Below are 13,881 nucleotides of genomic sequence, written 5' to 3' on the forward strand. Positions count from 1 at the left end.
CGCGGAAGCTCAGGCAATCAGTCTGAGCTTCTGTCTATCCTGCAGCCAGCGTTCGAATTCCGCGGCGGGCATGGCCTGGCCGTACAGAAAGCCCTGCACGTATTCCACCCCCAAACCCCGCATGAACAGTTCTTCCGATTCGGTTTCGATGCCCTCGGCCACCACCTTGAAATCCAGTTCCTGCGCGACCGCGACCATGGAGCGCACCAATGCTTGCGCTTTGGTGTCGGCGTTGATCGAGCGCACGAAGCTGCGATCGAGCTTGATGACGTCGAGCGGAATCCGCCCGAGTTGCGATAGCGACGAATAGCCGGTGCCGAAATCGTCCAGGTGCACCTGAGCGCCGATCTGGCGGAATTGCTTGATGAGGTCGATCGCGGCCGCTTCGTCTTCGATCAGACAGCTTTCGGTGAGTTCGAGATCGATCAGGCAAGGATCAAGGTCCGCATTCTGCAGCGCCTCGCTGAAGTGACGGACCACGGCCGTGTCGACCAGCTGCCGCGCCGAGACGTTGATGGCGATGCGCAGGTTGTAGCCGTCCGCTTTCCATTTGGCGGCCTGTTTCGCGGCCGTGCCCATCACCCAGCGGCCCAGCACGCCGATCAGGCCGGACTCTTCAGCATACCGGATGAATTCGTTCGGCATGATCTGGCCACGCTCCGGCGAATTCCAGCGCACCAGCGCCTCCGCGCCTTGCACCGCGCCGGTGGCGAGCGAGAGCTTGGGCTGATAGTGCAACGTGAGTTGACCTTCGTCGAGCCCGCGCCGCAGATTGGTGTCGAGCCACATGTACTCGGCGACCTTGCGGTTCATGTCCGGCGAGAACACGCGGTGCGTGCGCTTGCCTTCGTCTTTGGCCACGTACATCGCGGTGTCGGCCGAGCGGATCAGCGACTCGAGGCTGTCGCCGTGTTCCGGATAGCGGGCGATGCCGATCGAGCAGCCCGTGTAGACCTCCACGAGGCCGAGCGCGAACGGCGTGCGCATGCGCTCGAGAATGCGTTGCGCGGTGGCTTCGAGCTCGTGCGCGCCGCCCTTGGCCGCGAGCACGATGAATTCGTCGCCGCCCAGTCGCGCGAGCGTGTCGCCTTCGTTCAGGCAGGCGCTAATGGCCTTGGATACGTCGCGGATCAGGCGGTCGCCGAACACATGGCCGTAGTGGTCGTTGACCTTCTTGAAGTTGTCGAGATCGAGAAACAGCACGCCGACCGATTCGCCGGCATCGGCAGCTTCGATCGCGAGGCGGATCTTGTCCTGGATCGCGTTGCGATTGGCGAGTCCCGTGAGCGCGTCGGTGTTGGCCAGTTCGGTGAGGCGTTCCTGCGCGAGCCGTTCTTCGGTGATGTCGGTGCCCGAGCAGATCAGGAACTGTTCTTCGACGCCGCTGCCGCTCTGCACGAATTTATTGCGGAACAGGAACAGTCGCTCGCCATGCACGGTCTTGATGCGCCGTTCGACTTCGTACGACACGCCGCGATTGAAAAAACCGGTGATGTTCTGGCTCGACGCGGCGCCGTCTTCGGTGGTCATGAACAGCGCCCACACGTTGCGCCCGATGATGTTCTCTTCCTTCACGCCGGTGAGTTCTTCGGCGAGCCGGTTGAAGCGCTGTATCCGGCCGTGCCGGTCGACGATCACGACGACCGAATTGACTTCGGAGACCACCTGCTCGGCAAACGACAGGCCATGCACCAGATCGCGTGCGACTGATTCGGTGTCGTCGTAGGCCGAGGCGGTGCCGGCCCAGGTGCTGCTATTGAGTTTTTTGCCGACCAGATGCAGACGCAACGGATCGCCGAACAGCCGTGCGTCGAGGACGAGATGCGCGGTGACACCGGTGAGGCAGCGGATTTGCGAGGCTTGTTGAGGATTCAGCGGAATGGCGACATTAGCGGGCACGTCGCCGATCACGGGCGTGAGTTCGAGCGCGTTGCTGTCAATTGACAGACGCCAGCAAGGGCTGCTCGTGCCGAACTGGGCAAAAAGCACCTGCTCGTGTTGGTCGTCGTTCATGAGATCCCCGGGCTGTGTGTGCCGCTGGCCGTCTTTAAGGCGGAACGCGGCAAACAGTCTTTATCATACTTAAGACTGGCCCCATTGTAGCGAAGCGATTGAGATTACGGCTCATAAACATTAACGGTCGCGCATTACTTGAGCTTTAGCTTTTTTTTCATGGCGCGAAGTATTTTGTCCACCTTTGCATCGCGTGACAGGAACGTCTAAAAGCGTCGCGCGAGCCAGCCGCGGGCTCGCTCGCGTTCGGCCGGAGCCGCCTCCAGCCGGGCTTCGAACCAGAACGTGCCGGCTACCAGCGTGGCGACTACCACGCCGTCACGGAACAACAGACGGTTTCCAGCCACGGCGGGGACACGCTCGCCCACCAGCAAGGTGCCGGCCAGATTCAATGGATCGGTTGCGGCCACGCAGATAAAAGCACCGTCGTTCGCATGCCGACGTACTTCGCGCAGGACGGGAATTGCCTCGGGCAGGGCGAACTGCTCGCCTGCGAGACCGTTCACGAAGCGTCCGCCGCGAATCACGCCGCGCGCTTCGAGTCTTTGCAGCACACGCAGAAGATCGCGCCAGGGCGGCAGCCATTCGGCTTCGCGTTCGAGCAAACGCCAGAACACCACGCCGTAGCGACGCAACAAAGCCATCGCAATGTGTTCGAGTACTTCAAACGGCAACTGCCGGCCGCGTTGCGGTGTGGTCTCTTCTGTCATGGCTGCGGCGCGGCGGTCGACCAGCGCCCAGCGCCCGGCGTCGTCCATGCCGCCGATCAGCGCGCTCGACCGTGCACGGCGACTGCCGCCGAATGCATTGCGTTTGGCGACGGGTTTCAGCAAGGCGCGCAAGCCCGCGAAACTATCGGAATTCACGAGCCCGGCGGCGACCAGTTCGCCCAGCGCACTCTCCAGTTCCATACGTAAAACGTGGACCTCGCTCAGCAATTCGTCGAAGAACATCGCGCCGTGTTGCGCCAGCACGTCATACACGCTTTGAGCGCGCGCCGATAACTCCGGCTGTTTCGACGGATCGATCAGGGCACGCCAGACGCGCACCTGCGTTCGCGGCAGCAGCACGATCGGCGTGCTGCGGATCGGACCGCCCGCGCCGCGCGCACGTTCGGTGAGACGCGTCCAGACGATCTTGCCGGCCCGGCATAGTTCGTCCAGCGAAACATTCGAGTAGGCCTTTACGCGCGCGGGCAGGATGTCGTCTTCCCATGCGCCCGCCGCCGCCTGGAAACCCTCCATTTGTTCGAGCACGGCGGCGAGTGCGTCGCGCCCCTCGCTGCGTGTGTCAAGACTCAGGTGCTGCCACTCGAACAGAAAGCGCATGAAGTCGTGCCGCTCCACCGGCTCGATCTCGCGACGCAAGCGTTTCACCGTGTATCGGTGTATCCGCGCGAGCAGGTGACGCTCGCACCATTCTTCCTCGGCGGCTCGCGGCGTGAAGCGGCCGCGCATCACGTAGCCTTCCGCTTCGAGTCGCAGCAGGCATTGTTCGACTGATGCAACGGACAAGTGCAGCGCACGGGCGATATGGCCGACGGGCAACGGGCCGAAACCCGTCAGACGTGCGCGCAGCACGTCGAGCAGGGCATCGTCCGCAAGCCAGCTTTCCGTGTAGCCTCTGGGCGCAGTGAGCGACGGCGAGAAACGCGGTTGCGCGTAAAGTGCCTCGAAACAGGTGAGACGCTCGACCGGCAGCCATAACGCAGCGTCGTCGTGTTGATCTGGAAGGGTGAGGCGTGTCGCGCGGCCGGCGGCGGCGAGCGTCGCGAGCCATTGCGGCCAGCCTTCGTGAGCTCGCGCCTCCGTGTCGGTGATGCAGGCAAGTCCAGTGAGCGCTTCGTGCATCTCGTCGGTGTTGCGCGCCTGAGGCCATGCTTCGTCGCGCACGCTGTCGATCGCGGCGGCGTCCAGGGCGCCGAGATCGTCGGCACTCGACGGATCGGTCCAGCGGCGATTCAACACGGCTTGCGTGCGACGTTCCTCGATCGGGGCGTCGTCGAGATAGGCGTAGGGCTTGGCGTTGAGGATTTCGGCAGCAAGCGGCGAGGGCGCCGGCAAATCGCGCGCCACCAGGGCAATCTCGCCCTGTTCGATCCGACGCAGCAGGGCGATCCAGCGCTCGCTGTCCATCGCTTCATGCAGACAGTCGTCGACGGTTTGGTCCACTAAGGGATGGCTCGGCAACTCGCGCTCGCCGACCACGTTCTCCAGACACGCGGCCTGCTCGGGAAACACGCTGGTCAACAGGTCCTCGCTGCGCATGCGCTGAAGCTGCGGAGCGGTCTTGCGGCCGCCGGTATAACGCGGCAAACCGAGTGCGGTGGTGGCGTTCCAGCGCCAGCGCACGCCGAACAGCGGCGCGTCGAGCAGGGCCTGGATTAGCAGATGTTCGGCACTGTTCGAATGCAGATAACGCCAGACGTCGTCGAGCACGAAGGAATGGCTGCCGGTCAGCGAGAGCACGATGGCGTCTTCGGTCGCCGCGGCCTGCAATTCGAAATTGAAGGTGCGGCAAAAACGTTTGCGCAGCGCCAGTCCCCACGCACGGTTCACCCGGCTGCCGAAGGGCGCGTGAATCACGAGTTGCATGCCGCCGGATTCGTCGAAGAAGCGCTCCATGACCAGGGTGTCCTGCGTCGGCAAGACGCTGAGCGCGGCGCGTGCTCGCGCCAGATAGTCGACGATCTGGCGCGCCGCGGCTTCGTCGAGGCCCAGCTCGGCGACGAGGCCGTCGATGGCGTGTTCGACACGGGCGGCGAGAGTGCCTTCGCCGCTAACCTCGCTGCCGCTGCCGCTGCCGCTGCCGCTGCCGCTGCCGCTGCCGCTGCCGCTGCCACTGCCACTGCCACTGCCACTTTCTCCGTCGCCGCTGCCGGCTAGCAGGCGCTCGATCTGCTGGCGCAAACGCGCCACCCCGAACGACAGTTCATCGCTGCGACCCGGCGCTTCGCCGAGCCAGAACGGAATGTTCGGCGGCTGGCCCTGCGCGTCTTCCACCCGCACGCGTCCGCTCTCGATGCGCAAAATCCTATACGACGCATTGCCGAGCTGAAACACATCGCCGGCCAGACTCTCGACCGCGAAATCTTCGTTGACGGTACCGATATTGATCGCTTGCGGCTCGAGCACCACGGTATAGTCGGCGTTTTCGGGGATCGTCCCGCCCGAGGTCACGGCGACCAGCTTGCCGCCGCGCCGGCCGCGCAGCGTGCCGCTCACCACGTCGCGATGAATGTAGGCGCCGCGCGGGCCGTGACGGCTCGTGTAACCCTCGGCGAGCATGCGCAGCACGGCGTCGTATTGCTCGCGCTGAAGGTCCGCATAAGGCGCCGCGCGCCGCAACACGTCGAACAGCGCGTCTTCGTGCCATTCCGTGCTGGAGACTTCCGCGACGATCTGCTGGGCGAGCACATCGAGCGGCGCACGCGGAATGTGCAGCGCGTCCAGTTCGCCGCGTCGCACGCAATCGAGCAGCGCCGCGCATTCGATCAGATCGTCGCGCGAGACGGGGAAGAGCCGGCCTTTAGGCATGCCGCCTACCTGATGCCCGGAGCGTCCCACGCGCTGTAAAAACGGCGCGATCGCGCGCGGCGAGCCCATCTGGCAGACCAGATCGACATCGCCGATATCGATACCCAGTTCCAGCGAAGCGGTGGCGATCAGCACGCGCAATTCGCCGCGTTTGAGCCGTTGTTCGGCGTCGAAGCGATGCTCTTTGGCGAGACTGCCGTGGTGCGCAGCCACCACGTCCTTGCCGAGGCGTTCGGTCAGATGCCGCGCGGCGCGCTCGGCCATGCGCCGCGTATTGACGAAAATCAGCGTGGTGCGATGCATCGCGACCAGTTCGGCGAGACGATCGTAGACGCGCTCCCATACTTCGTTGGGCATGATCGCTTCGAGCGGCACGGGCGGGATTTCCAGCGCGAGATCGCGCGCGCGAATGTGGCCCACGTCGATGATCGCGCAATCGGCGGGTGTCTCGCTGTCGAGGCTCGCGCCGCCCACCAGAAAGCGCGCAACCGCGCTAACGGGTTTTTGCGTCGCCGATAGACCGATCCGTGGCAAACGCCGCTGACACAGCGCATCGAGCCGTTCGAGGCTGAGAGCGAGATGACTGCCGCGCTTGCCGCCGGCGAGCGCATGAATTTCGTCGACGATCACCGTGCGCACGGTCGACAGCATGCGTCGTCCGGAGTCCGAGCCGAGCAGGACATAGAGCGATTCGGGCGTGGTGACGAGAATGTGCGGCGGGCGCTTTTTCAGCGCGTTGCGTTCCTGCTGGGTCGTGTCGCCGGTGCGCACGGCAGTGCGAATATCCAGCGGCGGCAAGCCGAGTGTGTCGAGTTCGGCGGCGATGCCTTGCAGCGGCACTTGCAGATTGAGGCGGATGTCGTTGGAGAGCGCCTTGAGCGGCGACACGTAGACCACCAGCGTTTCGTCCGGCAGTGCACCGCCGTTGGCGAGGCTCTGCCGGACCAGATCGTCGAGTGCGGAGAGAAAGGCGGTGAGCGTCTTGCCCGAGCCGGTAGGTGCGGCCACCAGGGTGGAGCGGCCACGGCGGATCTGCGGCCAGGCCGCCGCCTGGGCGTCGGTTGGCGCCGGAAACGTTTTCAGGAACCAGCCGGCGACGGCGGGGTGGAAGTCGTCCAGCGCGCCGCTTGCGCAGGCGTTCTCAGCGGTGTCGATAATCGTGGCCGGGGTCATGCTGGCATAGATGGGGGCGCGGCGAGCCATATCCAGAGCGCACGCATCCGTGCGCGGCAAAAACAGCGAACAAAAACGACCGGGTCAGGCCTCAGTCTCGCAGTTTTTCGGCCCCTTCGCCGGGACTTGCCGCATGACTGGCCCGGGATCGTGCCTGCGCTCACGCGGCGCTACCAGACCCACCGCACACCCGCGTCTCCCGTCACGGTTCGCTGATGCGCACCGCCCACGTTGGTCAGCCAGCCGAGCGTGGCGAACACGCTGCCGGACGCACTGAATCGACCGACCACGCCCGCGCCGAGTTGCGCCGCCGTCTGGCCGACGCTTCCGAGCATCACGCTCGTGCCGTTGAAGTCGACCTTGTCGTCGGCGCCGAATGTGCGCAGCAAGCTCGCGCGCAGATAGGGCCGCCAGTCGGTCGCGAACGCCTCGAATTGGCCTTGCAGGCGCGCGCCGACGCGTCCGGTGAAGGTATTGCCGCGATTGAAGCCCACGGTCGAGACGCCGTCGTTGAAATCGTCCAGCGCGAGGTGCTGCCAGATGAGTTGCGCTTGCGGCTCCAGAGACAGGCCGGCGCCGAGCGCAATCGGCAGGCCGCCCTCGAGCGAGCCCGTGACCGCGTTGCCGTGGGTCGTTGCGCCGACGTCGTCGCGCGAGAGCGGATCGACAGTGAGCGAGCTGCCCATCAAGACGGCGTCCGTGTACCAGCCGCCCGGGCCGACATGCGTCCAGTAGCCGCCGAGACTGTAGGCGTTGATCGCGAGATGGCCGACCGCGAGATTCGGCGTGCCGAGCGCGAAGCCGTCGACATCGCCAGTGGCTCGCGCGAATCCGACGAACAGGCCGTAGTGATTGCGCTGACCACTCGCGCTCGTGTCGGCATACAGATCCTGGCCCGCCTGGATGCCATACACGGAGCCATCGAATTGCGGACTCGCCGCGCCATCCTGGCTCAGCACGCTATGGCCGCCCCACGCGCGGCCCCAGGCGGCGGGCAGTTTGCCGTTTTCATCCAGCAAGGCCTGATCGCCCTGGCGGTCATGGAACGTGTCGATCTGCATCACGCCCAGTTCACGCGCCACACCAGGTGCCGTCGCATACACGGGCACTTCGACGCGGTAGAGCGGGGTTGGCGCGGAGCCTGCAGGCCCGGGCGCCGGCAACGGCGGCGTACCGTCGGCGGCCACTGGTACGCCGGACATGTCGGACGATGTCTCACCTGGCTCACCTGACGCGACGGCCGGCGCAACCGTATTGCGCAAGTACCAGTTATTCGCGGTGCCGCTGTCCACGCCGCCCTTCGCGAGATAGTAGGAATACGCCCCCGCCTTCACGGGCGAGGCGAGAGTGAAGGCGCTGGCGGCCGTCGTCGCGCCGCCATTCGCCTGGATCAGTTCGATGCCGTCGACCACGGTCTGCGCACCCAATCCACCGCGATTGGTCACTTGCAGGCGTGTTGAACCTGTCGCGGTGCCGCCATTGAGCACCAGTTTGTCGGAGGCCGCACCATCGCCCGCGACAACGGTATTCATGCCGATCGTGCCGTTCTGCCCGCTATAGTTGCCCGCCACGTTGAGCAGGTTGCCCACCGTCGAGGCGCCCGTGCCGCCGATCTGCACGAGCCCGGCATTCACCAGCGAGCCGTTGATCGTGAACGCGCCGTTGCCCTCGCTCGCGAGCGACGGCAACGCATTCGCCACCGCCAGCGTGCCGTTGTTCGTCACCGGGCCGCTCACGCTGCCGTAGCCGCCGAGCGTGGCGGCGCTGGCCACCGTGACGCCGCCGCCGCCGGCGAGCGCCGCACCGGCGTGGGCAGCGTCGCCGAGCGCCAGCGTGCCGGCCGCCACGGTAGTCGCGCCGCTGTAGGTGCTCAGGCCGGTCATCAGCAAGCTGCCGCTGCCAACTTTAATCAACGCGCCGGTGCCGGACACGGCTTGCGTGAGCGTCGTATCGAACGATTGGGTATCGATCGTGCCGCCGCCTGCTGCGAGTGTGATGGCACGCGTGGCCGCCAGATTGAACGCGGCGTTGAATTGCAACGTGCCGCTGTTGAATGAGACCGCGCCGTTGCTCGCGCCGAGCGCGTTGTCGGCGGCGACGGCGAGCGTGCCCTGATCGAGGGTGGTGCCGCCGGCATAGCTGTTGCCGCTCGCCGATGCTGGCGCGAGCGTCAGGATGCCGGCGCCGGTTTTGTCGAGCGAGCCCGTGCCGCCGATCGATCCTGTGTAGGTCCCGGCGGTGTCCTGCGCGAAACGCACGAGTCCGTTGTCCGTCACGGTCGACGGCAGGTTCTGCGCGTTCGCCTGCAAGGTTGCGCCGCTATCGACGAGCGCCGTCGCCGTGGCACCGAGCGTGCCCGTCAGATTCAGCGTGCCGGTTTGCACACGCGCAAGCGTGAAGTTGCCGGAGCCGGTCCAGTTCCACGACGCCCCTTGCATCAACAGTGTCTGAAAATTATTGAAGGCGTTCGACGCCGTGCCCGAGCCCTGCAAGGCCACGCTATTCGAACCCGCGCCGCCGTCGGCCGTGCCATTGATGACCGAGCCGGTTTGCAGGATCAGTTGATCGTTGCCGTTGCCCATCGTGATCGCGGTGCCGATACCGCTTTGCACGAGGCCCGCGTTGATGACCGTGCTGTTGCCGTTCAAGGTGCGAATGCCGGAACCGTTCTGACTGACGATGCTGCCGCCCGCGAGATTCTGGATCGTCGCCGCAAAACTCGACCCCGCCGTGTTCGAGAACACGGCGTCCGAGCCGGCGCCGCTCGCGCTAATGGTCCCGCTATTGATCAACTGGTCGTTGTTGCCTTGCATGTAGGCCGTCGGGCTCGTTGCGCCCGTGGTGGCGAGCGAGCCGCTGTTGCTGATGGTGCCGCTGCCGCCGAGGATCGATGCCGCGCGCGCATTGCTGCCCGAGGTGTTCACCGAACCGCTATTGGTCAGCGTGTTGTTCGACTGCCCGACATTCGACTGCCCCCAGGCCGCGGTCATGCCATAAGCGTTCGGGCCGCTGGTCGTGATCGAGCCGTTATTGACGAGCGTATTGCCGCTGCCGTTCGCGCCCATGCCGTCGTTGAACGCACCGCTCGTGACGATGGCACCGCCGCTCGCATTGGTGATCTGATTGCCGTTGCCCACACCGAGCAGCACCGCGCCTCGCACGGTCCCCGAACTGCCGCTGCCGGTGAGCGAAAAATTGCCGCTGCTGTTGATCGTGCTACTCGTATCGACGCTGAAGACGGTGGCATTGGCGCTGCGTAGGAAACTGCCGGAGGCCGTGTTGTCGGCGTTGATCGTCACACCCGTGCTGCCGGTTTGCGCGGTGACCGCGGCGAGACCGCTGCCGGTACACGTCACGGTGGTGTTGCTCGCGGGAGCCGTGTTGCTGCACGCGGCCATCGCGGAGGGCGTCAGCGCGCGCGACAACAGCACGATGCCGCCCAGACCCATCCCAAGACTCTTCTTCATACGTGGGGTTCCCCGTCAAGGAACAACAGAAGGCGCCGCTTGATTGAGTGGAATGGACCGACTTATACACGGCTTACACCGACTTTCCAAACGGCCGGTGTGCATCGGACGGATGTGTTGCAGATCACTCACGCCACGTGCCAACCGCGTCGAGTTTTATTTGCCGATGGCGTTGCGACATGCTCGCGGGGCACGCAAAACTTGCCGGGATTTTGCCGCCATTCGTATCGTTCGGAGATCGTAAGGAGTTTGAAATAGCGTCGCTGCCGAGTTTCGCCAATTGCCGTATTCTCTACGGCTCACCTTCCCACGAAGCGACGACGGAGTTTCGACGATGCGATACAACCAGCTAGGCCGTACCGGTGTGTTTATTTCAGAACTATGTCTGGGTACGATGACTTTCGGCGGTGGCGGAGGCATCTGGAAGCAGATCGGCGATCTGCAGCAGGGCGACGCGGAGCGGCTGGTGGGCCGGGCGCTCGATGCGGGCATCAATTTCATCGACACAGCCGATGTCTATTCCGAAGGCCTGTCCGAACAGATCACCGGCCAGGCGCTGAAGAACCTCAAGGTGCCGCGCGATCAGGTGGTGGTGGCGACCAAGGTATTCGGCCCGACCGGCGAATTTCCGAACGCGCGCGGTGCGTCGCGTTACCACATCATCGACGGCGTGAAGGCGAGTCTGAAGCGCCTGCAACTCGATCACGTCGACCTGTATCAGATCCACGGCTTCGATCCGGCCACGCCGATCGAAGAAACCGTGCGTGCGCTCGATACGCTGGTGCAGCACGGGCATGTGCGCTATGTCGGCGTGTCGAACTGGGCGGCCTGGCAGATTGCCAAGGCGCTCGGCATTTCGGAGCGTCTCGGGCTTGCACGCTTCGAAACGCTGCAGGCGTATTACACCCTGGCCGGACGCGACCTCGAACGTGAGCTCGTGCCGATGCTGCACAGCGAAGGACTTGGGCTAATGGTGTGGAGTCCGCTCGCGGGTGGCTTGCTGAGCGGCAAGTATGGACGCGAGCAGCAGGGCGAGGCGGGCAGCCGCCGCACGACTTTCGATTTTCCGCCGGTCAATCGCGAGCGTGCCTACGACTGCATCGACGTGATGCGCGACATCGCGGACAGCAAGAAGGTCTCGGTTGCGCAGATCGCGCTCGCGTGGCTGCTGCATCAGCGGGTGGTCAGCACGGTGATTGTCGGCGCGAAGAAAGTCGAGCAACTCGACGACAATATCGCCGCCACCCAGGTGACGCTCACCGCCGATGAACTCGCCAAACTCGACAAGGTCAGCACGCTGCCCGCCGAATATCCGGGCTGGATGCTGGAGCGCCAAGGTGAAGCGCGCCGTAAGCAACTCGAAGAGGCGCGGCATCCGCAGTAGGCGGCGCGTCAGGAGAAGGTGAAGATGGCGGGCGCGTCGGCATGGCGCGCCCTTGAAGCGCGTTGCCACTGACACCCGCCACCGGGCACGCCTGGCGTTCAGCCGCGCGACTTACCCGGCTGTTGCTGCAGCGGTTGCTTCGGCCGCGTCGGCCGCGTCGGCCGTATAAGCGGCGACCGCGTCCATCGTGCGCGCCGAGTACACCATCGCGGCGCCTGCATTTATCGCGACGGCTACGCCCAGCGCTTCGGCAATCTCGTCGCGCGTCGCACCGTGTTTCAGCGCTTCTGCCGTGTGTACGGTGATACAGCCGTCACACCGCAGGCTGACTGCAACACCAAGTGAAATCAGCTCGCGCGTTTTTGCGCCGAGTACATCCTTCTTATTGCCGGCGCCCGACAGTGTTTGATAACCCCGCACGGTTTCCGGCGACAGTTTGCCGATTTCGCCGATGCGGCCGAACAGTGCTTTGCGGTAATCGATCCAGTTCAACATGGCAATGCTCCTTGGTCTGCTGCGCGTCGGCAGGTGCCGGCGTCGTGAGACAAGTATTGCGCTGCACGTCGATATCCTGAATACTCGAATCGCTCAACTTTTAGCGCGATCGTCTCATGGATACGCTTAGCCGCCTGATCGACCTGGCCCGCCCGCAAGGCAGTCTGGATTTGCGCTGCCTGCTCGCAGGCGGCTTCGACATCAATCATGCGCCGATGGAGGCGGGCGTCGCGCCGTTCCATCTGGTGCTCGACGGCGCGTGTGTGGTCGAGACCGCCAATGGCGCGCGCGTGCCGTTGCGCGCGGGCGATTTCATGCTGTTTCCCCGCGGCGCGGCGCATCGGGTGCGCGATACTGAACTTGCCGGCGAGCCCGCGCCCATGGCGCTGAGCCACGACGGCATGCTGCCGTTACGCCGCAACCAGGCATCCGATGAAACGGGCGGCGAGGCGCAGCCTCGGCACGATCTCGATCTGCTTTGCGGCCGCTTCGTTTACGCGCCGGGATCGTCCGCCTTGCTGATGAACGCGCTGCCCGACCCACTGCACGTGTCGCTCGGCGATGTACAGACGCTAGGCTCGCTGCAGACCGTGATCGCGCTGATGCGCGCCGAGGCGGAACACCGTCAACCGGGAGCGTTGGCCATCGTCACGGCGCTCAGTCATGCGCTGTTCGCCATGGCCTTGCGCGTGCACGGCGGTCAGAATCCGGCGACCTCGGGCGTGCTCGCCCTGCTCGCCGACGCGCGTCTGGGGGCTTCCGTACAAGGCATGCTGAACGAGCCCGAGCGGCCCTGGACCATTGCCGAACTCGGCGATCTCGCGGCCATGTCGCGCGCCACCTATGCGCGTCATTTCAACGAGCGCGCGGGCGTTACGGTGATGGACTTCCTCACGCAGATCCGGATGACGATCGCCTGCGATCTGCTGCGGCGCACGCAGCGCAGTGCGGCGGAAATCGGCGAGACGGTGGGGTATCAATCGGAAGCGGCGTTCGGCAAGGCGTTCGCGCAAAGCATCGGGCTGACGCCGGGGCGATACCGGCGCCAGCAGCCGGAAGCCGATTCGAACGAAGGCTGAGGGGCGGCCGGGCCGACGACTGTACAAAAAGCAACGACCCGGCAGTGCCCCGCCAACGAACGGCTCAGGGACGGGCAACGAAGTGGCCACACCCCGCCGAACTAGTTTCTACCCGGCTTCCCAAACCAGCGTACTTCGACCCACGACATCAACAGCGCCACCGTGAGCGAGCACACGGTGCCGAGCGTCACTTCGCCAAGACGCACAAGAGCGGCGTCCCATGCCGGCCCCAGACCCGGCACCAGCAGCATGATGGTCGCGGTAATGCCGCCCAGGCGCGCCGCGCTACCCACGTTCAGGATCCAGCAGATCACGATCGCGGCGGCCACCGCGGCCGCGTAGGCGGCGAGATAACCGCCGCCCAGCGTCACGCCGATCAGCCCGCAGACGCCGCCGACCATCGCGCCGATGAATTGATCGCGCGACAGGTTGCGGGTGTCGATATAGCTGTGCTGGCTGACCGCGATCGCCGTGATCGACGCCCAGAATGCCTGTTCGGTGTGCAGCGCGCGCCCGATCTCGAACGCCAGACTCGCGCCGGTGACGGCCTGCACGGCCATGAAACTGCCCTCGACGAGCCGTTCGTGAAACGGCAAGGCCTTGAGAAAAGCAAACAGCGAGTTGGCCGCGCCTGCCCGTGCTGTACGTTTTGATGCGTCGTAGGGGTCGGGTGGGGTCATCGAAAGAAGAGGTTTTATTGCAGCATGAAGGTCCCGTATTCTAACGACTCCAAT

Annotated in this window: 7 protein-coding genes; 2 read left to right on the forward strand and 5 right to left on the reverse strand. The window is 64.9% G+C overall.

Annotated features, from left to right (window positions below):
- Nucleotides 1-9: 9 nt before the first annotated feature.
- The 3 genes from pdeR to FQ705_RS13790 all read right to left on the reverse strand — a co-directional run bounded on the left by pdeR (nucleotide 10) and on the right by FQ705_RS13790 (nucleotide 10,189).
- Complete coding sequence (pdeR, locus tag FQ705_RS13780; protein WP_144141728.1) at nucleotides 10-2,013, reverse strand: cyclic di-GMP phosphodiesterase; 2,004 nt, start codon at nucleotides 2,011-2,013, stop codon at nucleotides 10-12.
- Between the two features lie 206 nt (nucleotides 2,014-2,219).
- Nucleotides 2,220-6,722 carry a DEAD/DEAH box helicase gene (locus tag FQ705_RS13785; RefSeq protein ID WP_260854477.1) on the reverse strand — a complete coding sequence of 1,501 codons (4,503 nt, stop codon included), beginning with the start codon at nucleotides 6,720-6,722 and terminating at the stop codon, nucleotides 2,220-2,222.
- 170 nt (nucleotides 6,723-6,892) lie between these two features.
- On the reverse strand, nucleotides 6,893-10,189 hold the full coding sequence (locus tag FQ705_RS13790) for an autotransporter outer membrane beta-barrel domain-containing protein (RefSeq protein ID WP_260854478.1): 3,297 nt from the start codon (nucleotides 10,187-10,189) through the stop codon (nucleotides 6,893-6,895).
- Nucleotides 10,190-10,523: 334 nt separating this feature from the next.
- Here FQ705_RS13790 and FQ705_RS13795 point away from each other — a divergent pair, with 334 nt between their 5' ends.
- Entirely contained in the window at nucleotides 10,524-11,573 is a 1,050-nt protein-coding gene (locus tag FQ705_RS13795; RefSeq protein ID WP_144141734.1) for an aldo/keto reductase, read from the forward strand.
- Nucleotides 11,574-11,684: 111 nt separating this feature from the next.
- On the opposite strand, the gene FQ705_RS13800 is transcribed toward FQ705_RS13795, so the two are convergent.
- Nucleotides 11,685-12,068, reverse strand: a complete 384-nt coding sequence (locus FQ705_RS13800; protein ID WP_144141737.1) for a carboxymuconolactone decarboxylase family protein — start codon at nucleotides 12,066-12,068, stop codon at nucleotides 11,685-11,687.
- A 116-nt stretch (nucleotides 12,069-12,184) separates the two neighbouring features.
- On the opposite strand from FQ705_RS13800, the gene FQ705_RS13805 reads away from it, so the two are divergent.
- On the forward strand, nucleotides 12,185-13,147 hold the full coding sequence (locus FQ705_RS13805; protein ID WP_144141740.1) for a cupin domain-containing protein: 963 nt from the start codon (nucleotides 12,185-12,187) through the stop codon (nucleotides 13,145-13,147).
- 101 nt (nucleotides 13,148-13,248) lie between these two features.
- Here the strand turns inward: FQ705_RS13805 and FQ705_RS13810 are convergent, their stop codons facing one another.
- Nucleotides 13,249-13,827, reverse strand: a complete 579-nt coding sequence (locus FQ705_RS13810; protein WP_144141743.1) for an FUSC family protein — start codon at nucleotides 13,825-13,827, stop codon at nucleotides 13,249-13,251.
- Between the last annotated feature and the right edge of the window lie 54 nt (nucleotides 13,828-13,881).

It is taken from the genome of Paraburkholderia sp. BCC1884, from assembly GCF_900996225.1.
Classification (GTDB): Bacteria; Pseudomonadota; Gammaproteobacteria; order Burkholderiales; family Burkholderiaceae; genus Paraburkholderia.